This is a genomic window from Cupriavidus sp. FW306-1B-F12B (genome assembly GCF_058781795.1).
Window position 1 is genome coordinate 586,952 of sequence record NZ_JBYSXC010000001.1, and the last position, 19,599, is coordinate 606,550.

At 63.6% G+C, this 19,599-nt stretch carries 21 protein-coding genes and 2 pseudogenes; 12 read left to right on the forward strand and 11 right to left on the reverse strand.

Annotated elements, in window-relative coordinates; genetic code table 11:
• Window positions 1-71 precede the first annotated feature (71 nt).
• On the reverse strand, window positions 72-1,004 hold the full coding sequence (locus AC3WLE_RS02635; RefSeq protein ID WP_492357473.1) for a LysR family transcriptional regulator: 933 nt from the start codon (window positions 1,002-1,004) through the stop codon (window positions 72-74).
• Between the two features lie 117 nt (window positions 1,005-1,121).
• On the opposite strand from AC3WLE_RS02635, the gene AC3WLE_RS02640 reads away from it, so the two are divergent.
• Both AC3WLE_RS02640 and AC3WLE_RS02645 read left to right on the forward strand, forming a co-directional pair.
• On the forward strand, window positions 1,122-1,874 hold the full coding sequence (locus AC3WLE_RS02640; RefSeq protein WP_492357474.1) for a 3-oxoacyl-ACP reductase family protein: 753 nt from the start codon (window positions 1,122-1,124) through the stop codon (window positions 1,872-1,874).
• Between the two features lie 14 nt (window positions 1,875-1,888).
• Entirely contained in the window at window positions 1,889-2,512 is a 624-nt protein-coding gene (locus AC3WLE_RS02645) for an NADPH-dependent F420 reductase (RefSeq protein ID WP_492357475.1), read from the forward strand.
• A gap of 472 nt (window positions 2,513-2,984) precedes the next feature.
• Here AC3WLE_RS02645 and AC3WLE_RS02650 read toward each other — a convergent pair whose 3' ends face one another.
• Window positions 2,985-3,674 carry a winged helix-turn-helix transcriptional regulator gene (locus tag AC3WLE_RS02650; protein WP_492357476.1) on the reverse strand — a complete coding sequence of 230 codons (690 nt, stop codon included), beginning with the start codon at window positions 3,672-3,674 and terminating at the stop codon, window positions 2,985-2,987.
• Window positions 3,675-3,749: 75 nt separating this feature from the next.
• On the opposite strand from AC3WLE_RS02650, the gene AC3WLE_RS02655 reads away from it, so the two are divergent.
• The 8 genes from AC3WLE_RS02655 (at window position 3,750) to AC3WLE_RS02690 (ending at window position 11,339) form a co-directional block, all read left to right on the forward strand.
• Window positions 3,750-4,394 carry a cysteine hydrolase family protein gene (locus tag AC3WLE_RS02655; RefSeq protein WP_492357477.1) on the forward strand — a complete coding sequence of 215 codons (645 nt, stop codon included), beginning with the start codon at window positions 3,750-3,752 and terminating at the stop codon, window positions 4,392-4,394.
• A complete protein-coding gene (locus tag AC3WLE_RS02660) occupies window positions 4,391-5,968 on the forward strand; it encodes an aldehyde dehydrogenase (NADP(+)) (protein WP_492357478.1) in 1,578 nt (525 codons plus the stop codon). The genes AC3WLE_RS02655 and AC3WLE_RS02660 overlap by 4 nt, the downstream gene beginning before the upstream one ends.
• 53 nt (window positions 5,969-6,021) lie before the next feature.
• Entirely contained in the window at window positions 6,022-6,339 is a 318-nt protein-coding gene (locus tag AC3WLE_RS02665) for a hypothetical protein (RefSeq protein ID WP_492357479.1), read from the forward strand.
• A 136-nt stretch (window positions 6,340-6,475) separates the two neighbouring features.
• On the forward strand, window positions 6,476-7,066 hold the full coding sequence (locus AC3WLE_RS02670) for a VOC family protein (RefSeq protein ID WP_492357480.1): 591 nt from the start codon (window positions 6,476-6,478) through the stop codon (window positions 7,064-7,066).
• Window positions 7,067-7,317: 251 nt separating this feature from the next.
• The gene (locus tag AC3WLE_RS02675) at window positions 7,318-8,661 is read left to right on the forward strand and encodes an epoxide hydrolase family protein (protein ID WP_492357481.1); all 1,344 of its coding nucleotides are present in this window, start codon (window positions 7,318-7,320) and stop codon (window positions 8,659-8,661) included.
• A gap of 210 nt (window positions 8,662-8,871) precedes the next feature.
• Window positions 8,872-9,297: a cupin domain-containing protein gene (locus AC3WLE_RS02680; RefSeq protein WP_492357482.1), complete on the forward strand. Its 426-nt coding sequence runs from the start codon at window positions 8,872-8,874 to the stop codon at window positions 9,295-9,297.
• 12 nt (window positions 9,298-9,309) lie between these two features.
• Complete coding sequence (locus AC3WLE_RS02685) at window positions 9,310-10,632, forward strand: epoxide hydrolase family protein (protein ID WP_492357483.1); 1,323 nt, start codon at window positions 9,310-9,312, stop codon at window positions 10,630-10,632.
• A gap of 557 nt (window positions 10,633-11,189) precedes the next feature.
• Complete coding sequence (locus AC3WLE_RS02690; protein ID WP_492318689.1) at window positions 11,190-11,339, forward strand: DUF1484 family protein; 150 nt, start codon at window positions 11,190-11,192, stop codon at window positions 11,337-11,339.
• Between the two features lie 209 nt (window positions 11,340-11,548).
• Here AC3WLE_RS02690 and AC3WLE_RS02695 read toward each other — a convergent pair whose 3' ends face one another.
• From AC3WLE_RS02695 to AC3WLE_RS02705, 3 genes are all read right to left on the reverse strand, one after another.
• Window positions 11,549-13,729, reverse strand: a complete 2,181-nt coding sequence (locus AC3WLE_RS02695; protein ID WP_492357566.1) for a phosphocholine-specific phospholipase C — start codon at window positions 13,727-13,729, stop codon at window positions 11,549-11,551.
• A 49-nt stretch (window positions 13,730-13,778) separates the two neighbouring features.
• Window positions 13,779-13,964, reverse strand: coding sequence for a hypothetical protein (locus AC3WLE_RS02700; RefSeq protein ID WP_492318591.1), 186 nt, complete (start codon window positions 13,962-13,964; stop codon window positions 13,779-13,781).
• A gap of 225 nt (window positions 13,965-14,189) precedes the next feature.
• Window positions 14,190-15,002, reverse strand: a complete 813-nt coding sequence (locus AC3WLE_RS02705) for a MurR/RpiR family transcriptional regulator (RefSeq protein ID WP_492318592.1) — start codon at window positions 15,000-15,002, stop codon at window positions 14,190-14,192.
• Window positions 15,003-15,009: 7 nt separating this feature from the next.
• On the opposite strand from AC3WLE_RS02705, the gene AC3WLE_RS02710 reads away from it, so the two are divergent.
• Window positions 15,010-15,240 carry a hypothetical protein gene (locus AC3WLE_RS02710; protein WP_492353340.1) on the forward strand — a complete coding sequence of 77 codons (231 nt, stop codon included), beginning with the start codon at window positions 15,010-15,012 and terminating at the stop codon, window positions 15,238-15,240.
• A 197-nt stretch (window positions 15,241-15,437) separates the two neighbouring features.
• Complete coding sequence (locus AC3WLE_RS02715) at window positions 15,438-15,563, forward strand: hypothetical protein (protein ID WP_492357565.1); 126 nt, start codon at window positions 15,438-15,440, stop codon at window positions 15,561-15,563.
• 18 nt (window positions 15,564-15,581) lie between these two features.
• On the opposite strand, the gene AC3WLE_RS02720 is transcribed toward AC3WLE_RS02715, so the two are convergent.
• From AC3WLE_RS02720 to AC3WLE_RS02745, 6 genes and pseudogenes are all read right to left on the reverse strand, one after another.
• Complete coding sequence (locus AC3WLE_RS02720; protein ID WP_492357564.1) at window positions 15,582-15,734, reverse strand: hypothetical protein; 153 nt, start codon at window positions 15,732-15,734, stop codon at window positions 15,582-15,584.
• Window positions 15,734-16,193 (reverse strand): annotated as a pseudogene (locus tag AC3WLE_RS02725) (CoA-transferase); the annotation flags it as partial. The gene AC3WLE_RS02720 and the pseudogene AC3WLE_RS02725, both read right to left, overlap by 1 nt.
• Window positions 16,194-16,196: 3 nt before the next feature.
• Window positions 16,197-16,505: pseudogene (locus AC3WLE_RS02730) on the reverse strand (3-oxoacid CoA-transferase subunit A); the annotation flags it as partial.
• Window positions 16,506-16,527: 22 nt separating this feature from the next.
• Window positions 16,528-17,547, reverse strand: coding sequence for a tripartite tricarboxylate transporter substrate binding protein (locus tag AC3WLE_RS02735; RefSeq protein WP_492318596.1), 1,020 nt, complete (start codon window positions 17,545-17,547; stop codon window positions 16,528-16,530).
• A gap of 352 nt (window positions 17,548-17,899) precedes the next feature.
• Entirely contained in the window at window positions 17,900-18,553 is a 654-nt protein-coding gene (locus tag AC3WLE_RS02740; RefSeq protein WP_492318597.1) for a hypothetical protein, read from the reverse strand.
• 11 nt (window positions 18,554-18,564) lie between these two features.
• On the reverse strand, window positions 18,565-19,518 hold the full coding sequence (locus AC3WLE_RS02745; RefSeq protein ID WP_492353343.1) for a 5'/3'-nucleotidase SurE: 954 nt from the start codon (window positions 19,516-19,518) through the stop codon (window positions 18,565-18,567).
• Window positions 19,519-19,599: the final 81 nt, after the last annotated feature.

The following is a 19,599-nucleotide window of genomic DNA, read 5'->3' on the forward strand; positions in this document are numbered from 1 at the left end:
ATTAAAGCTTGGCGAGTGACTCAAGTTGAGGCCAGAGCGGACGCCGAAGCGGCATGTCTCGGCAGGCAACGCTAAATGCCGAGGCTGCCTGCCAGGCGTTCGGCCATCTGCATTTGGCGAAATGCTTCCACAACGTATTCGATGAATACGCGCGTCTTGGTTGGTATCAGTGTGCGCGTAGGGTAGTACAGCGAAATGGCGCCTGCATCGGCATACCAGCGTGGCAGTAAGCGCACCAGTTCGCCACGTTCAATCCATGGCAACACATCAGGTACAGCCAGCAATGTTACACCGAGCCCCAGTAGCGCGGCTTCACGCATGGCGGCCGGGTCGCTCACCACAATGCGTTCGGGCATGGTCGCGGCAACCTCGTTGCCGGCGGCATCGCGCATGGTCCATTGGCGCGTGCGCCCTGTGCGTCCGGAGCGCATGACGATGCCATCCATGACGTTCAGCATGGATGGATCGGCTGGCAGCGTGCGTTCCCGCAGATACGCAGGCGACGCCACGGCGACGACATGCGCCGGTGCCAGTGCGCGCGACACGAGACCCGGCGCCAGCTCGAAGCCCCCGCCTATAGCCGCGTCGAACCCTTCGGCAATCAAATCGATCGCGCGATTCTCGAAATGCCATTCCGGGCGGATCGCCGGATAACGCTTCAGGAAATCGGGAAGCAACGGCAGCACGTAAGCCATGCCGAACGACGGGGCCAGGCTGACTTTCAGCACGCCAGCCGGTTCGCCGTGGTCGTTCGACATGGCGGCGATGGCGGCTTGCAGAGCGTCTAGGTTGCCGCCGATGGATGCAAGGAAGCGTTCGCCAGCCTCGGTAAGCGTCAGCTTGCGTGTCGAGCGCTGAAAGAGTCGCACGCCCAGATTGCGCTCGAGCATGGCCACGTTGCGGCTGACGGCCGCGGGCGTCAGGGCCAGTCGGCGACCCGCCGCCGAAAAGCTACCGGTTTCGGCACTGCGCACAAAGGATTCGAGGTTGGCGAGGGTTTCCATCCGACTCAGCTTACACGATCGCTTGAAGTTGATTCCAGTCATTCGCGACTAATCACCGGGGAATCGCACGCCCATACTTCGTTCACACCTTGTGATTCACCCAAACCGGAGCTAAAAATGACTCAACAGACGCTTTCCCTGGTCGGCAAGATCGCCCTAGTTACTGGCGGTTCGCGCTCCATCGGCGCCGCCATTGCCCGCCGCCTGGCCGCCGACGGCGCGTCCGTGGCGCTGACCTACACTGCCTCACCGGATAAGGCCGCCACGGTGGTACGCGAGATCGAAGCGGCCGGCGGCCGGGCCATCGCGCTCGCCGCAGACGCCGGCGATCCTGCCGCGGTGCGCCGAGCCGTGGCCGCGACGGTCGACGCATTCGGTGGTCTCGATATCCTCGTCAACAACGCTGGCCTGGGCCTGGGCGGCGCTATCGAGGACATCCCGTTCGACACCTACGAGCGCATGATTGCGGTGAACGTGACCGGCGTATTTGTGGCCACACAGGAAGCGGTGCGGCATATGAAGGCGGGCGGGCGCGTGATCCACATCGGTTCGTCGATGGTGCGCTACGCAGCGTTTCCCACGGCATCGCTCTACACGCTGACCAAGGGTGCAATTGCAGGCTTCAATCGCAGTCTGGTGCGTGATCTGGGGCCGAAAGGCATCACGGTCAACACCGTCCACCCTGGCCCGACCGACACCGATATGAACCCCGCCGGCGGCCCGGTTAGCGAGATCGTAGGGCCCGGCATTGCCTTGGGCCGATACGGGCAGCCACATGAGATTGCCGGCGTGGTGGCATTCCTCGCCGGCCCGGACGCAGCCTTCGTGACCGGTGCCGAGATCGTTGCCGATGGCGGCTTCACCGCTTGAACAAGGAGTTCGTCATGCAAGCAAGCTACGGAAAGACCATTGGCATCATCGGCGCGGGCGCGATAGGCATGGCGTTCGCCACGGCGCTGGCACGCCACGGCATCCAGGCAGTGGTGGCCAACAGCCGTGGGCCTGAAACGCTTCGGGATGCCGTGAAAGCAATCGGGCCTTCGATTCGCCCGGGCACGCGCGAGGAAGCCGCAGCGCAGGACATCGTGCTGGTGGCTGTGAACTGGTCGAAGCTGCCACTGGCACTGAGCGGGCTGCCCGAATTTGGCGGGCGGATTGTCGTCGACGCAAACAACCCAATTGAGGCCCCGCTGTTTCGCCCCGCGGACCTGCATGGCCGCTCTTCGAGCGCAGTGTTTGCAGACCTCGTGCCCGGCGCGCGTGTTGTCAAGGCGTTCAATCACCTGCAACCCGCGCTGGTGTCTGGCGATCCGCAAGCAGAAGGTGGCCGCCGCGTGTTGTTTTTATCGGGTGACGATGCGAACGCCAAAGCCGAGGTGGCCACGTTGATCGATCGTCTTGGGTTTTTCAGCATCGATCTCGGTTCGCTCGATGTGGGCGGAAGGCAGCACCAATTTCCTGGAGGACCACTGGCGGCGCTTAACTTGGTGACAATGCGCTCGACTTGAAAGGCGGGACTGGAAGCAACCGAAAGAGGAACTCTAACGGCGGCCCGGCAAGCTCCATATAGTGCACGCGTCCGCTGTGGCAGAGCTTCGGCCATTCAGTCTGAGAGCCCGGCCGTCGCTTTCTGGCCGAACTCGGAAGTCCGTCGGTCGCCGACCTCCGCCGCGGCGTCGAACTTCCGCTTCCGACCCGTTGAGGTCATTTTCCTCGACTTGAAGAACGTCCGCTCCGCTCGCCTGACCGGCCCTTCGGGGGCAGGATGTCAGGAAGTTGAGGCGGTCGCAGGAGCTTTCCGATGGACCGGGCAACGTGTGCATCGCTTCGTCCCGTCCGGAGCGCAGGCGCAGCAGGCTAACCTGGCGCGCAGTTCGATCACACGGCGCCAAGCAGCGCTTTCGACTCGAGAAACGCCTCAAGCCCGAATGGACGCCCCGCGACCAGGCGCGCCTTCGTCGATGCCGGTCCGAACCGGACCTATTTCGTCTTGAAAACAGCGCGTCGTTCTGCGCGCTCCGCCGCAAATTGGCTGCCAAGCGACGCATCTAGGTCCTCTCGCTGCACCTCGATCCCGCATTGCGGACACACACTGGCGAGACCCACATCGTGGCCGCACTCACGATGCACAAAGTGCATGGCGACTTCTTCGTTGTCGTCCTTGCACCACGTTTCTCCCCACGCCCGCAATGCGTAGATGACGGGATAGAAGGCCCACCCCTTTTTGGTCAGACGATACTCATAGCGCAGCGGCTTCTCTCTGTACGGTTGTCGTTCGACCATGCCATCCGCCTCGAGCGCCTTCAAACGCGTTGCGAGCATCTGAGGCGTTGCATTCGTCTGGATCTGTATCTCATCGAAACGCGTTTCGCCCATGTACAGCTCCCGTAGCACCAGGACTGTCCACCGGTCGCCGACGATATCCAACGAGCGCGCCACCGGGCACACCGTATTTGCCGTCTCGGTCACACGTGCCACGACTGATCTCTCATAGTTGGTATTAATTTCATAGTAACAGAACGCGATGTGAGTCACAGGGCTTTTCAGATCGCGCCGCGCGCGACGGAAGCCTGCCGCCCTCCAGAAGATCAGCCGGAAATCCCCGTATTTCTTGACACTATGATTTTCATAGTTATACTTCGTTGAACCGAAGCGTGAGACGTCTCGCATCCACCGAGTCAAGCAACTCGGCGCCACCGTGATACGCGACTTTGATCGCACATACCCTCTGAAAGGAGAAACGAAATGGCTAATCCTGTGTATCGCCCGGACCGAACCGGCCTTTTGCTGGTGGACCCGTACAACGATTTCCTCTCGGATGGCGGCAAGCTGTTCCCGATGGTCAAGGACGTCGCCAACGACGTCCGACTGCTCGACAACTTGCGCGCTTCGGTGGCGGCAGTACGCAAAGCCGGCATCCAGATCTTCTACGTGCCGCATCGTCGCTGGCAACCCGGCGACTACGACAACTGGGATCATCCGAATCCGACCCAACGTCTGGTGCAGAAGCGTCACACCTTCGCAAAGGGGACGTGGGGCGGCGAATGGCACCCCGACTTCGTGCCCCAGGACGGCGACATCATCATCCAGGAACACTGGGGCCAAAGCGGTTTTGCCAACACCGATCTCGACTTTCAGTTGAAACAGCAAGGCATTACGCACGTCATCGTCGTCGGCCTGCTGGCGAATACCTGCATCGAATCGACATCTCGCTTTGCCATGGAACTGGGCTATCACGTCACGCTCGTGCGCGATGCAACGGCCGCTTTCACCAAGGACATGATGCATGCCGCACACCATCTGAACGGCCCGACTTTCGCGCATGAAATCCTGGCGACTGCCGAGCTGATTGCTGCGCTCCCCGTTACGTCTCAAGGAGTGCAAGCATGACGCTCAATGGCAATCTGCTTATCGGCGCCCAGGAGGTGGGCGTAACCGCGGGCAGTATGAAGGCCCTGAACCCCGCGACGAATCTCGAGATCGAACCCACCTTCGCATTTGGCGACATCGCAGAAGTCGATCGTGCTGCTCGGCTCGCCGACGACGCATTCGACAGCTACAACAACACAAGTCTAGAAGTACGCGCCGCGTTCCTGGAACGCGTTGCCGATGGACTCGACGCCATTGCGCCGGAGCTGGCCCAGCGCGCATCGCTGGAAACCGGCTTGCCCGTCGCCCAGCTCGAAGGCGAAGCCGCGAAATCCGCAACCCAGTTTCGCCAGTTTGCAACGGTCGTGCGTCAAGGTCGCTTCCGCCAGGCGACCATCGATCCCGCGCAACCGGCGCGTCAACCTCGCCCGCGGATGGATCACCGCATGCAAAAGATCGCGCTGGGTCCGATCGCGATCTTTGGGGCAAGCAATTTCCCTATCTCGTATTCGGTCGCCGGCGGCGACACCGCGTCGGCACTAGCCGCGGGGTGCCCCGTCATCCTGAAAGCACACAACGGCCATCCCGGTGCGTCAGAACTGATGGGGCGTGTGATCCGCCAAGCCGTAAAAGACTCGGATCTGCACGAAGGCGTCTTTTCCCTGGTCCGTGGCGGCGGCAATGCCATTGGTGAGGCGCTGGTAGATCATCCGCTCATCAAGGGTGTGACCTTCACAGGCTCGGAAAGCGGCGGCATGGCACTGTTCCGGCGCGCACAGCAGCGCCCGGATCCGATCCCGGTCTTCACTGAAATGACAAGCGTCAATCCGACATTCGTCCTGCCGGCCGCGCTTTTCGCGCGTGGCAGGGAAATCGGCGACGGCTTCACCGAACGGATGCTGGTTACGGTGGGTCAGGCCTGCCTGAAGCCTGCGATCCTCCTCGCCATCGATGGCATCGGCTACAGCGAACTGAAGGAGGCGATGATTGCCCGCGTCGAAGCGATGCAGTCCCGCACAATGCTGACGCCGGGAATCTCTACGGCATATCGCAAGAATGTGGATCGGCACCTTGGCGCTGGTGCGGAACGCATTGCAGCTGGCGGCGAACCGCTTGGCCCATGGGACGGACAGTCGCTTCTCTTTGAAATCGACGGTTCGCGCATGCTCGACGAGCCGTCATTGTCGGAGGAAGTGTTTGGCCCTGCGGCACTACTGGTGCGCGTGAAGGACGTTGAGCAAATGATTGCCATCGCCAGGCAATTTCGCGGCCAACTCTCGGCGACGATGCAAATCGACCGTGCCGATCATGCGTTGGCTGCGCGCCTGTTGCCCATTCTCGAGCGTCGCACGGGACGTATCGTCATCAATGCGTTTGCGCATCCGCAAGAAGTGTCATACGCGTCGATCCACGGGGGACCCTTTCCCGCAACGTCGGATAGCCGCTTCACCTCGGTTGGCATGAGTTCGATTGAGCGATTCCTGCGGCCCGTGTGCTACCAGGGCTTCCCTGACGAGCTTTTGCCGGAAGCACTCAAGCATGACAATCCGCGCGACATCTGGCGCCTGACGGATGGCGAATTATCGAAAGCCTGATCGGGCCACGAAATCATCGTACGCAGCAACGATTTACTCATAGGAAATCCACCATGCAGTTTCTTGTCCTGGTTTCCCTCACCGTCCCCCCTCGCCAACAGACACCCACACGCGAAGAGCGCGAAGCCGAGTCCGAGGTCATCCGGCACCTCTATGTCGATAGCGTAGTCAGGCAGATTTGGCTGCGGGGCGATGGTGGCGCATGCATCATTGCTGAGAGCGAAGATGCAGAGACTCTCCGGACCAGGTTTTCCGCCTTGCCTTTGGTGAAATCTGGCTACCTTCAACCCCCACAAGTCATTGCATTGAAGCCGTATGCGGGTTTTGGCCCGACCATATCAGGCTCTGCCGTTCAAGGAAATCGATCATGACTACCAGACGGCGCCCATACACATTGCTGAACGATCATGGGGCGCATCTCGTGCCCCATCGAGGACGTTGGCTGCATCTATTCAATCCCATCCCTCTGAACGGAGTCCAATTGTGAAGACTATTGCCAGGAATGACATGAAGCTCGAAGTTGTCGTCATCCCCGTTTCGGACGTGGATCGCGCCAAGCGCTTCTACGGCGGCCTGGGCTGGAAGCTCGACGCCGACTTCCCCAAGGGCGACGCGTTTCGGGTCCTTCAATTCACCCCTCCAGGCTCGTCGTGTTCGATCCACTTCGGCATGGGAGTCACGTCGGCCGTGCCAGGCTCGGCACAGGGGCTCTATCTTGTCGTCTCTGACATCGAGGCAGCGCGCGCCGAACTCGTCGCTCTCGGTGTAGACGTGAGCGAAGTGTTCCACCGTACCGTCGGGGAACCCTCTCAGAGTGGCCCGCATCCGCAGCGGCAGACCTACTCCTCGTACGCCACGTTCAGCGACCCGGACGGCAACAGCTGGCTGTTGCAGGAGGTCACCGCGCGATTGCCCGGGCGCGTGAATGCGGATACGACATTCACCTCGTCGAACGAACTCGCGGCCGCGCTCCGGCGTGCGGCGGCTGCGCATGGCGAGTATGAGAAGCGCAACGGCGGCAAGCACGATGAGAACTGGCCGGCCTGGTACGCCGAGTACATCGTGCGGGAGCTGTCTGGTGAGGCGTTGCCGGCGTAAGCGGCGGCCGCGACGTGATCGTCACCAGCGGCGGCACGTCCGGTCACAAGTTCGCGGGAGCGATGCCGAGGCCGTCCATCCCTGACCAAGCACATATAGGCGAAGGCGCCCTACACGGTGATGCAGCGCGCGGTCCATAGCCACCACTGTTTGATGGTCCTGGACCCCATCACCATGGCGCAAATTACAGACGTACCGCGCGTCGCCCTGCGCGCGCCGCAGACTCGAGCGGTCTTATTCGGAAAATTGCCATGTTTATAGTATTTTCAGCGCCAACCCGGCGCAGCTTTCTCGCGTCAGCTGCGGCCGTACTCGGCCTTGTTCTGGCCGCTGCCTTTAGTTACGCCCATGCCGTTCCGGCTGCGGATCAGCCTTCCGCGATACAGCGCGCAACGGCTGAGGACGACTCGATCCGTCCGTTCCCAAAAATCCACATGCCGCAGGAAACCATTGACGAGCTTCGTCGCCGAATCGCCGCCACGCAATGGCCGGACAGGGAGACCGTCACAGATTCTTCGCAGGGCGTGCCGCTCGCAACCATCCAGACACTCGCGCGATATTGGGCGACGGATTACGACTGGCGAAAGGCGGAGGCGAAACTGAATGCCCTTCCGCAATTCGTCACGACCATCGACGGGGTGGACATCCACTTCATCCATGTTCGTTCGAAGAATCAAAATGCGCTTCCAATGATCATCAGCCATGGTTGGCCCGGCTCCGTGCTCGAACAGATCAAGCTCATCGGTTCGCTGACGGACCCGGTCGCACATGGCGGGAAGGCTGGAGACGCGTTCGACGTCGTCATCCCGTCGATGCCGGGCTACGGTTTTTCTGCGAAGCCCACGAGCACAGGCTGGGGTCCCGAGCACATGGCCCGCGCCTGGGCGGAGCTGATGCGCCGTCTCGGGTATAAGCACTACGTCGCTCAGGGCGGCGACTGGGGTGCCTTTGTCGTCGATCAAATGGGCTTGCAGGCACCTCCGGGACTCCTCGCCATCCATACCAACATGCCCGCGACGGTTCCGGCCGATGTCGACAAGGCGCTCCAGACCAACGCCCCTGCGCCTGCCGGTCTGTCAGTGGAGGAGAATCGCGCCTATGAGCAGCTAGCCCTTACGTTCAAGCAAGTGGACTACGCCCGGATAATGGGGTCGCGTCCGCAGACGCTCTACGGCATTGCCGATTCACCTGTCGGCCTCGCCGCTTGGCTCCTTGACCACAATGATGGTGATGGCCAGCCGGCCGCGGCGGTCGCCTCGGCTCTGAACCGGACCACGAGCGCTACAGGGGAACTGACGCGTGACGAGATCCTCGACAACATTACCCTGTATTGGCTCACCAACACCGGAGTGTCTGCGTCTCGTCTCTACTGGGAATATAAGGGCGGCTTCTTTAACACCAAAGGGGTCAAGATCCCGGTGGCCGTGAGCGTGTTCCCCGGCGAGCAATATCAGGCGCCGCGAAGCTGGACAGAGAAGGCATACTCCAACCTCATCTATTACAACCGAGCTGAGAAAGGCGGCCACTTCGCCGCATGGGAGCAGCCGGTGATCTTCACTCAGGAACTTAGGGCGGCATTCAGGTCGCTACGCTGAGCTAGTGGACGCCAACGGACTCGGCCGGCAACGGCGGTGGTACCAATCCAGAGCAGCTTCCGGGCGCTGGTTGGTCGGCTTGTCGCCTTGGCGCCTTGGCGCAATCGCCAAGGCGGCACAGGCGGCCAAGGTAGCGCTTCCGGCCGACGCGGCCGCCGATGCTGAACCTTCACGTGAATCCGTCGTTTATCACGACATGGACACCTGCCAATGAAAATGACCCGACTCTTCGCCTCGGCCCTGCTTATCGCCGGTAGTGGCTTGCTTCTACCAACGGCTCAAGCGCAAACGCCGGGAGTCCACCGCACCGATCTAGTCCAGCGCGAACTCAGCGTGCCCGGCCGTGAGGGTGTACAGGTACGCGTTGATTTTGATCCCGGCGCCTTCGCGCCGAAACATTCGCACCCCGGGGAAGAAATCGCCTATGTCCTGGAAGGGACGCTGGAATACCAGCTCGACGACAGGCCGGCTGTCACGCTGAAGGCCGGTGACGCGCTGTTCATCCCGGCCGGGAGTCCCCATTCGGCGCGCAATGTCGGCAGCGGCAAGGCGTCCGAACTGGCTACTTACATCGTCAAAAAGGGTGCGCCCTTATCGGTGCCGGCCAAGCAATCTGGATCTGCCGCTGGCGAATAAAGGAGGCTTTCCATGAACACGCAATGGTCCAACGAGGCTACCGATCGGTCGCGCCGAACACTACTATTAGGGGGCGTGGCGACGGCAGCGCTCTCCATGCTTTACCCGTTCCAGACTACCGCCGCGCAGGCAGATTCCGGGCGTGCCGTGGCGTCAGATGCGATCCGCCCATTCCGTGCACACATCCCTCAAGCGGCGCTTGTCGATCTGCGCCGCCGCCTTGCCGCTACACGCTGGCCCGGTCCGGAAACAGTCGGCGATCGATCCCAGGGCGTACAGTTTGAGAAACTTCAGGCGCTCGTGCGCTACTGGGCAACGGGCTATGACTGGCGCAAGGCCGAGGCAAAACTCAATGCCTGGCCGCAGTTTGTGACGAACATCGACGGCCTGGACATTCATTTCATCCATGTCCGCTCCCGCCATGCGAACGCGCTGCCGCTCGTCATGACCCACGGCTGGCCGGGGTCGGTCTTCGAGCTGCTCAATGTCATTGGCCCGCTGACGGATCCCACGGCGCACGGCGGCACTGCAAACGATGCGTTCCATCTGGTGTTTCCGACGATACCTGGCTTCGGCTTTTCACAGAAACCAACGGACAATGGCTGGAATCCGGATCGCATTGCGCGGGCGTGGGATGTTCTGATGAAGCGCCTTGGATATGCGCGCTACGTTTCGCAAGGGGGTGACTGGGGCGCCATTATCTCCGACGCGCTTGGCCGCCTGGCGCCAGAGGGGCTCCTCGGTATTCACGTCAACCGGATCGAGCGTGCCACGACGTTGCCACCGACGCTTGCCATGGCCTTGAAAAACGGGGATCCCGCGCCGTCGAACCTGACTCCCGAAGAAAAGCAGGTCTTCGACGAAGCAAGGGATTTCCTTAACAAGGGCCTCGGTTACGCCGCCATCATGCAGACGCGGCCGCAGACCATTGGCTACGGGCCTGCCGATTCTCCGGTGGGCTTGGCAGCGTGGATCTATGACAAGCAGGCCGACTGGGTATTCACGCGTGGCGATCCCGAGCGCGCACTGGGCCGCGACGCGATCCTTGACAACATCACGCTCTACTGGCTCACCAACACAGGCGCGTCGAGCGGACGCATCTACTGGGAAACCAGTATCGCACCGGCAAAGAACGTCCCCATCACCATTCCAGTGGCAGTGTCCGTCTTCCCAGGCGAGGTATACCGGCCGCCGAAGCAGTGGTTGGAGAGAGCCTATCAAAACCTGATCTACTATAGCCGCGTCGAGAAAGGCGGTCACTTTGCCGCTTGGGAGGAACCAGAGCTGTTCAGCGCCGAGTTGCGCTCCGGGTTCCGATCACTACGCAATGTGTAAGAATCTGCGTCGCTCGCCGACCAACAGCCCGGGCCGCCCCTCGTCAAATCGGACGACCGAGATTGCGCGTGATTCGGCCAGTCGATAGTCACTCGACGACTGGCCGGAACTGGCCGACAAGCGACCTCCGCCGGAACACGGGTTCGGTAACGTTCCGGACAAACTTGCAGTCGCCCTCTGACCTGCATACCTGGCCAGTATGTCAAAATTCGTTTCCAATCGGCCAGCTTCGTTGACCGGTCATGTGCGAGCGTTTGATTCCTCGCGGCGGGCCAGCCCTCCTTGCTCCAGGGGAGTCATACTGACTAACCCGGCCCTGTGCTCGCCCCCCCGGTTAGCAGCGGACTGCGAGCCTCCATCACTCACTTGGAGGTAATCATGCAAAGCAACACCCCGGCTCCCCAAGAGCCCACCCTCGCCCAAAAGCAAGCCCAACTAGCCGAGAACCTGGCCAAAATCGACCGCGCCCAGGCTCGTCGCCACGCAAAGCCGCCCCACCCCCGCCCAGCAAGGCCGTCCCCCTGGAGGACCACATCCTTGAAGTCACCGACGACATCCTGCGTGTCAGCGTCGGTCTTCAGTCCTTCCTGACCTTGCTGGACCTGCAGAGCGACACCATCCCCCAGGGCATCGGCCTCCACGCCCTGCTCTTGCCGCTCAAGCAGCAACTGGACGAGAGCGCCAACCGCCTGCAGGCGCTGGTCTGACGAAGAGCGCTGCTGACCGCGCAACGGATGAGCAGCGCTGAAAAGCAAACGGCGTGAGCCAGTTGGTCTCGCGCCGTTTGCATCTTCCCGATGGTCGAGCGGTGCAAGCTGCAGATCCGCATCGAGATCCGGAGCTTCGAGGCGATATGCCATCACCTCGCAAAACCGCGGTCCGGCACGCATTCCGGCCAGACCGCGGCGACCGGACGCTAGCCCAGCCCGGTTGCCATCGCCGGGTCCGTCACGCCATGCTGGCCAGTCTCCAGGCGACCTGCGAAGCGCCGTTCGAATCCGCTTTCGGCTTCCGTGACCGTGAAGTCGTACCAGTTGCCGCTCTCCTGCAGCGGCCAGTGGTGCTCCACCTCGGCGCCGGCCGTGATATGGAGTTGCCACGGACCGTCGCTACGATAAGCGTTGGGCGTCACCACCAGCGTCAGCGGCTTGCCGCCACCGTTGACCGCGCCCTTGCCGTCGTTGCGCGCAGACAGGTAGACACTGCCCTTGTCCAGGTCGTAGCAGACGCGGACCTCAGGGGCATCGGCCATGGCGTCCGCGGGCAGCTGGCCCTTGAACATGCGCACGAAGCCGTTAGGCCCGTAGACCGCCAGGTCATAGCGCCCGTTGTCCGTGGTGCGCGCATCCCATTCATCGTCCAGCATCTTGCCGGGCTCGACCGTGTAGCGGCGCGGAATCTGGTCCAGATGGAGCCGGTCGTAGACATGGAAGACCGCGCCCTGCTCCCCCGTATTGCTGAAGATCAGCTTCAGCTTGCCGATGGTGGGCTCGGCCAGCGCACTCGCATGGAGGACATAGGGCAGCGCGCGCGAATACTTGGTGCCAGTCTCCTGGAACAGCGACGCCGGCACGGCCGGTGCCGCCGCCTTGGGTTTCGCCAGCTGCTCGGCGATCACCTGCTTGTAGTTGCTGGTATCCGGCAGCGTCGGGAACACCTGGTCATTCGGCGTCCTGAAATCGAAGACGGAAGTCAGGTCGCCGGCCACTGCGCGGTGCCACGGGCTGATCGCGGGCACCGTGATGCCGAAGCGCTGTTCCAGGAAACGCCCCATCGAGGTGTGGTCGAACACCTGCGAGTTGATCCACCCGCCGCGCGTCCACGGCGAGATCACATACATCGGCACGCGCGGGCCGAACCCGTACGGGCGCAGGCGGATGGTCTCGCCGCTGGTGGTGGTGCCGTCGAGCGCCGTATTGCCGGCGGTGTCGAAGTATTCGCCGGTGACGTCGACGGTCGACTTGCCGTGCAGGACGCCATTGGCGTCGTAGGACGGCACCGCGGCCGGCGGCATATGGTCGAAGAAGCCGTCATTCTCATCGAAGGTGATGAAGAACACGGTCTTGCTCCAGACCTCCGGGTTGGCGGTCAGCGCCGTCAGCACCGTGTTGATGAAGTCCGCGCCTTCGGTTGCGCTCGACGGGCCGCCCGGATGTTCGGACTGCGCCGGCGTCGGCAGGATCCAGCTTACGGCCGGCAGCGTGTCGTCCCGCACATGCGCGGCCAGCTGCTCGATGGTCCAGCTGCTCATGCCGTTGTCGTAGAGCGGATTGCCTGGCTGCGCTTCACGGAAGCTCTTGAAGGCGAGCCCGCCATGCAGCAGGCCGCCCCAGTTGGCATTGGGGTTCTGGTAGATGCGCCAGCTGACGCCCTTTGCCTGCAGCAGTTCCGGCAGCGTGGACCACTGGAAGGCGGAACCCTTGTAGGTGTAGCCCGGCGTGGGCAGCTTGCCGCTCACGCTGCAGCGCAGGTTGTTGACCTCCGCATCGTCAAGCGTGCAGTTGCGCCCCGCCTCGCGCATCGCGGGGTTGTAGTTGGAGCCCGACATGAAGGTGATGCGGTTCGGGTCGGTGCCGCCGGCGTGGCTGCAGTGGTAGGCGTCGCAAAGCGTGAAGGCCTCGGCCAGCGCGTACTGGAACGGAATGTCTTCACGACGGTAGTAGCCCATCGAATGGTCGTTCTTGTACTTGGCCCAGAAGCCGAAACGGCCCTGGTTCCACGCATTCTGCGCATCCATGAAGCTGTGCGGCGTGCCGGAGACGCGCAGCGCGTTGACGGTCGCGCTGTCGAGATGGAACGGCGTGATCTCGCGCGTGCCGTTCGACTCGAACCACACCGGCTTGCCTGACGGCACCGGCACCGGGAAGCGGTCGCCAAAGCCGCGCACGCCGCGCATGGCGCCGAAGTAATGGTCCAGCGCGCGGTTTTCCTGCATCAGGATCACTACGTGCTGCACGTCCTGGATCGTGCCGGTATTGACCGCAGCCGGAACGGCGAGTGCGCGGGCGATGCTGGGCGGCAGCATCGACAGAACCGAAGCAGCGGCAGCGCTTTTGACGGCGCCGGAGAGGAAGGTGCGTCGATCGATTTTGGTCATGATCGGGGGAATGGTAGGAGCGGACGATGGGGGAAGGGTCGCGGATGTGTCAGGGTGCGCAGTGCATGCCCTGCTTCGACGCTGCCGCGTCTTCGGCTGCTGCCGCCTGCATGGTTGTCTTGACGGCCTGGGGAGTGATGCTGCTGCTATCTTCGCCGCCACCGCATGCGGTGAGGGCCAGGGACAAAAGCGCCGCGAGCAGCGCGGCGCGGCCAGACCACAATGGGTTGTTCATGAGGACTCCTTATGTTCGAGGGCCAGGGGGAAGGGACTGACGCGACTCGAAGCGTAGGGGGCCGATGTGACATCCAAATGAATATTGCTCAATATGATTGTTTTTACATTTGAATTATCCTCATTTTCTGGCCGTGGAACGGCACCCCCCGTCACTGACGGGAGCAAGGCTGGACGACAACTGCAGCAGGAAAATGTCAGGATGCCGGCGCGGGCCGGCTGGGGCTCAATATCGCTTGAGCGACAGGACGTCGAACGTACGCCGCAGCGTTTCGACGGAGTGGTCGTAGTCCGTCAGCGCGAGGCAGGCGATCAGCACATCGATGATCGCCAGTTGCGCCAGGCGGCTGGTCATCGCCTCGGTCCGGAAGCGGGTCTCGCGCGCCATCGTGAACAGCACGACGTCGGCGAAGGCCTGGATCGGCGACTTGCCGAAATTGGTGATGCAGATGGTGCTGGCACCGCTCTCCCGCGCCAGCCGCGTGGCCGTCACGGTTTCGTGCGTGCTGCCCGAATGCGAGATGGTCAGCGTGGCAACCCTGGGGCCCGCGAGCGATGCGCTGATGGCCTGGATATGCGAATCCACCACCGCCTTCACGTTGAGCCCGATGCGCAGCATGCGGTACTGCGCATCCTCGGCGATCGGCGCCGCGCTGCCGATGCCATAGATCTCGATGCGTTCGGCCGCCCTGAGCATGGCGACCGCGCGCTCGATCGCGGCCACGTCGAGTACGGCGCTGGTGTCATGCAGCGTCTGGACGTTGCTCTGGAAGATCTTGCGCATGACCGCCGGGCAGGTGTCGCCGGGCTCGAGGTCTTCGTGGATGATCTGGACCCCCTGCACCAGTTCCTGCGCCAGCAGGATCTTCAGTTGCTGGAAGCCCGTCGCGCCCAGGCTCTTGCAGAAGCCGACCACGCTGCCCTCGCTCGCATTGGTGCGCTCGGCCACTTCGCTGACCGACATATGGATCACGGTCTGCGGATACCGGGTCACGAAATCGGCAATGCGCTGCCCGGCCGGCCCCAGCGAGTCCCGCATGCTGTGAATGCGCGCGAGCATCGCCGACGTGGTGGGCGACGGCGGCGCTGGCTCGGCGGTCTGCGCGGTCTCCGTTCTGGCCGATGACGCCTGCGACGACGATTTCCGGGCCGGCGCCGCGCCCGCGCCGCGGCGGCCCTTTACCATGGGCCCCGCCCGCTCAGGGACTGACGATACGGCGCGAAGCCCGGGTGGCAAGACGGAATCGGCATCAATCGACCTGCAAAGTGTATGGTGAATTCAGTGTTCCGGATGAAACCGGCAAGGCACGGCACGATGATAACTGTTTGCGTTGACAATACCGTTTTCCGTTGCCCCTGCCACGGAACTGGTCGCGAGCGCCCGGCCTCCAGAGGATTGCATCGACCGATTGAATCCTGAGCCCTTCATGGGTCATTCGAAGGCCGCCCCAACCGGAAGCACGTCCGCATTGCGGTGCCGCAACAGGAAATCGCCAGCCTGGGCGCTGCCATCACCACCACTACCGCGACGCGGAACCAGGCCATCCGCGAGTTCTCTTCCGGGCAGTCAATGCTGGCGGGCAGCCTGGCGATGAACTAGCGCGCCAGGCTGCGCCGCTCAGTCGCGATACGCCCGCAAGTCGACCATGCGGCCAGCATCGTCCGCAATCAGGCGGAACGCGGCAGGCTGGTAGTCGGCATCGATGGCCAGCAACCCTGTGACGCAGGCAAGCAGCGTGCCGCAGGTCGTCCGGATCCATGCGTATGACACTAGCGCAACACCCGGCATTGCGGCTTCAGCATGAGCGGCGCCGCGCTCAGTGCCGCCGCCGTTTCGAGTGACACGCCTTCGGCCAGGCCGGTGACCAGCAGCCCGCCGCCAGGCTGCACGTCGATCACCGCCAGGTCCGTGTAGATGCGGTCCACCACGCCAAGGCCGGTAACGGGATAGCTGCAGCGCTCCACGAGCTTGGGTTGGCCGTCGCGGGTGACATGCTCCATCATCACGAACAGCCTGGCCGCTCCCGCCACCAGGTCCATGGCGCCACCCACGGCGGGAATCGCGTCGGGCCCGCCGGTCGACCAGTTGGCCCAGGTCGCCCGTGGCGGAGACCTGGAAGCCGCCCAGCACGGTGATGTCGAGATGCCCGCCGCGCATCATCGCGAAGGACATTGCATGGTCGGAGATGGAAGCGCCCGCCAGCAACGCGACCGGCTCCTTGCTGGCATTATCGAAGATGCCTGGCGTCATCACCTGCTCTGGCGCCAGCGTGCCCAGCGGCACGATCTCATCGACCTGGACGATGGTGTGTCGGGCTGCAGTGCACATCACCGGCCCGAAGTTGCGGCCCGCATAGCGGTAGTCGAGGTTGCCCCAGCGATCCGCCCGATGCGCCTTGACCAGCGCGAAATCGCCGCGCAAGGGTTGCTCCAGCACATAACCCCTGCCATCGATCTCGCGCGTTTCCTTGCCCTCAGCCAGGGCCGTGCCATACGCGGTCGGCGTAAAGAACGGCCCCAGTCCGGCGCCGGCGGCGTGCATGCCCCGGCCGGCCGGTCTTGGTTCATTGCTGCGGAATGCCGGTGTCCTTGACCACGCGCGCCCAGCGCTCGCGCTCGCTGTTGATGAAGGTGCCGAAGTGAGCGGGCGTATCGCCGCCTGGGATACCCCCTAGCTCCGCCAGCCTTGCCTTGATGTCGGGCTCGTCCAGGATGCCGGCGACGGTCTTCTGCAGCCGGTCAATCACCTCCCGTGGCGTGCCGGCCGGCGCCACCAGGCCGAACCAAGCCGTCACCTGGAAGTCGTTCACGCCAGCTTCCTTCATGGTAGGCACATCAGGCAGCTCGGGCACCCGGCTGGCGCTGGTCACCGCCAGCGCGCGCAGCTTGCCCGACCGGATATGCGGCAGCGAGCTGGGGAGATTGTCCACCATCATGGTGACCTGTCCCGCGACCAGGTCGGCCACGGCCGGTGCCGCACCCTTGTAAGGAACGTGGATGAGGTCAGTGCCGGTGCGCTTGCGGAACAGCTCGCCGGAAAGGTGGACCGACTGGCCGGTGCCCGAGGAGGCAAAGGAATACTTGCCGGGCTGCGCCTTGGCCAGCGCGACCAGTTCGGCCACGGTTCGGGCCGGCACGCTGGCATTGACGACCAGGACATTGGGTACCGACACCACCATGGTAATTGGCGCAAAGTCCTCGGCGCGGTAGGGCAGTTGCCGGTACAGGCTGTAGTTGATGGCATTGGGCCCGATATTGCCCATCATCAGGGTGTAGCCATCGGCGGCAGACTGCCTGAGCGCCTGGGCGCCAATGATGCCGCCTCCGCCGGCGCGGTTTTCCACCACCACCGGCTGGCCAAGCAACTCGCCCATGCGCTTGCCGACCAGGCGCGACGCGATATCCGTTGTACCACCCGCGGCCGCCGGCACGATCAGCCGGATCGGCTTGTCGGGATATGCCGCCAGCGCTGTGCCTGGGGCCACCACGACGGCAACGCCAACCACCCCCGCCATCCCGGTCGCCGCTAGTGCCAGCCTGGCGCGCGCCAGCCACCGCCCATCGAAAGCCTGCTTCATCGTCATCTCCTTTTACGGTCGCGCCATGTTCCTGGGATGTGGTTCCAGCGCTGCGTCAATGACGATAAATCGCCCGTCAGGGCACGTGAATTCACAATTCGCAAAAGAAGGCTTCTGCCTGACGGAACCCATGCGTACGCTGTGGCACCGCTATCGGCGGCTATCGACCTTTTCGAGAAAAATCCGGGCTGTGCATTAACCTTTCTCCGAGTTTTGACGCCGGTTTCCGGCATCAATACCGCGGTTTCCGCAGCAGCTCACGGATTTTTCCAGGCGAGCGCATGCGCACCCGATTGCAGGCGGCAATGCGCTTCACAAGCATCGTGTCGTCCCTGTTTCACGCGCCAGGCTGCGCCGCTCAGTCGCGATACGCCCACAAGTCGACCACGCGGCCACCGTCGTCCGCCATCAGGCGGAACGCGGCGGGCTGATAGTCGGTGTCGATGGCCAGCACGCCGGTGGCGCTGGCCGGCAGCGTGCCGCAGGCCGACGTGGACAGCTTGAGGCTCAGCGAATTCGGCATGGCATGCGTGGCGAGCGTTCCCGATAGCTGGCATGCAGACGCGCCGGGCGCGATCTTGCCTTCTGCCGTGACGGTGAAGCTTGCGCTGGCACCCGAGGGCAGCACCGCGGTGTAAGCGCCAGCCACGTTGCCGGGCTCTACCTTCGCCGAGGGCACGGCAGCCTGGCTCAGCAGCTTGACGCTGGCCGCGGCGTCCGCGCCCGGTGCGGCGACCCAGCTGCCGTTCTTGTCGCGGCGGTAGATGGTGGTGGCCTTGTCTTCGGCATCGGCCAGGGCCAGGTAGCGGCTGCCGTCCGTGCCGGCGTAGTACTTGCCGACGGTCGGGTTGTCGGCGTCGCCCACGCTGACAACGTAGGCGCCCGGATCGAGGTCCGTGACGGACACGCTCGCGGTGGCGGGCGGCGTGGTGTTGTCGGACGCGTCGTTGCCGCCGCAACCGGCGAGCCCCAGCACGGCTGCCAGGGGGAACAGGGAAATGAGGCGTTTCATCGGGACCTGCCTCACTGGCCGAACAGTTCACCCAGGCGCAGGCGCAGCCATTGCTGGCCGGCGGGGCGCTGGTCGAAGCCGATCTGCATGGCGGTGACGGCCGTCCTGGTCTTGTAGACGACGGACTCGTCCTCGGCCTGCGCGGCGGTCGGCGTGCCGCTGCCGGCGCCGATGCCGAGCCCGTACGGCGCGGTGCCGTTGAACTTCAGCGCATAGGCGTCGAAGGTGCCATGCCGCGAGAACGCGAACGGCGTGGCGGCCGTCGGCGCGTTCGGGAAGTTGACATTCAGCGCCAGCCCCGCCGGCAGCAGCGGACCACCGTTGGTCTTGGCACGCAGCGTGTTGATGAGCTTGATGGTCAGTTGCGCCACCACGCCCGACACCGGGCTCGCCAGGCCGGCGTTGTCGACCGAGTCGGTGCCGGCGCTCAGCGCGATCGACGGAATGCCGCGCGCCGCGCCGAACTGCGCGTTGCTGACGGTGCCCGAGCTGTTGACGATGCGGCCCACGTTCTGCCCTTCGTTGGGCCCGGACAGCACCAGGTCCGGCGCCTTGCCCCAGCGCGCGGGGGCCAGCACGTCGAGCCCGTACATGGTCGCCATCACCGGCGTGCCGTGAGCGTAGTGGTAATCGCCGTTGGCATAGCCCGGCTTGGTGAAAGGCCCCACCGCCGGCTCGCCGGTGGCCGCCGCGCCGTTGTGGCAGCCGCCTTCGGCCTCGACCTGGGTCTTGTCGTTGTCGGGCACGATGACCGTGGTGCTGTACATCACGATGCCGGCGCCGCGGCCACTCTGGCCGGTGCAGGGCACGCTGACGATGACGTTGTGGCCTGCGCCCTTGAGGGCGTCGTACAGCGCCTTCAGGTTGCTGGTCAGGCCATCGTCGTTGGTCAGCAGGATGTTCAGGGCGAAGGCAGGGCTCGCCGTGGCGGCCAGCAAGGCCGCGGCGATCAGTCGGGTTTTCATGGCGGTGGTGTCGAGGCGGTTCAGGAGTGCGGGCAAAGCGCGCCCACGGTGCAGACAAGGCAATTCCGGGCAGCCCGATCA

Excerpts from the sequence above, each read along its gene's own strand:
- AC3WLE_RS02635 (WP_492357473.1), bottom strand. The coding sequence starts at position 1,004 with ATGGAAACCCTCGCCAACCTCGAATCCTTTGTGCGCAGTGCCGAAACC.
- AC3WLE_RS02640 (WP_492357474.1), top strand. The coding sequence starts at position 1,122 with ATGACTCAACAGACGCTTTCCCTGGTCGGCAAGATCGCCCTAGTTACT.
- AC3WLE_RS02645 (WP_492357475.1), top strand. The coding sequence starts at position 1,889 with ATGCAAGCAAGCTACGGAAAGACCATTGGCATCATCGGCGCGGGCGCG.
- AC3WLE_RS02650 (WP_492357476.1), bottom strand. The coding sequence starts at position 3,674 with ATGCGAGACGTCTCACGCTTCGGTTCAACGAAGTATAACTATGAAAAT.
- AC3WLE_RS02655 (WP_492357477.1), top strand. The coding sequence starts at position 3,750 with ATGGCTAATCCTGTGTATCGCCCGGACCGAACCGGCCTTTTGCTGGTG.
- AC3WLE_RS02660 (WP_492357478.1), top strand. The coding sequence starts at position 4,391 with ATGACGCTCAATGGCAATCTGCTTATCGGCGCCCAGGAGGTGGGCGTA.
- AC3WLE_RS02665 (WP_492357479.1), top strand. The coding sequence starts at position 6,022 with ATGCAGTTTCTTGTCCTGGTTTCCCTCACCGTCCCCCCTCGCCAACAG.
- AC3WLE_RS02670 (WP_492357480.1), top strand. The coding sequence starts at position 6,476 with ATGAAGCTCGAAGTTGTCGTCATCCCCGTTTCGGACGTGGATCGCGCC.
- AC3WLE_RS02675 (WP_492357481.1), top strand. The coding sequence starts at position 7,318 with ATGTTTATAGTATTTTCAGCGCCAACCCGGCGCAGCTTTCTCGCGTCA.
- AC3WLE_RS02680 (WP_492357482.1), top strand. The coding sequence starts at position 8,872 with ATGAAAATGACCCGACTCTTCGCCTCGGCCCTGCTTATCGCCGGTAGT.
- AC3WLE_RS02685 (WP_492357483.1), top strand. The coding sequence starts at position 9,310 with ATGAACACGCAATGGTCCAACGAGGCTACCGATCGGTCGCGCCGAACA.
- AC3WLE_RS02695 (WP_492357566.1), bottom strand. The coding sequence starts at position 13,729 with ATGACCAAAATCGATCGACGCACCTTCCTCTCCGGCGCCGTCAAAAGC.
- AC3WLE_RS02700 (WP_492318591.1), bottom strand. The coding sequence starts at position 13,964 with ATGAACAACCCATTGTGGTCTGGCCGCGCCGCGCTGCTCGCGGCGCTT.
- AC3WLE_RS02705 (WP_492318592.1), bottom strand. The coding sequence starts at position 15,002 with ATGCGGGACTCGCTGGGGCCGGCCGGGCAGCGCATTGCCGATTTCGTG.
- AC3WLE_RS02710 (WP_492353340.1), top strand. The coding sequence starts at position 15,010 with ATGCGCGCGAGCATCGCCGACGTGGTGGGCGACGGCGGCGCTGGCTCG.
- AC3WLE_RS02735 (WP_492318596.1), bottom strand. The coding sequence starts at position 17,547 with ATGACGATGAAGCAGGCTTTCGATGGGCGGTGGCTGGCGCGCGCCAGG.
- AC3WLE_RS02740 (WP_492318597.1), bottom strand. The coding sequence starts at position 18,553 with ATGAAACGCCTCATTTCCCTGTTCCCCCTGGCAGCCGTGCTGGGGCTC.
- AC3WLE_RS02745 (WP_492353343.1), bottom strand. The coding sequence starts at position 19,518 with ATGAAAACCCGACTGATCGCCGCGGCCTTGCTGGCCGCCACGGCGAGC.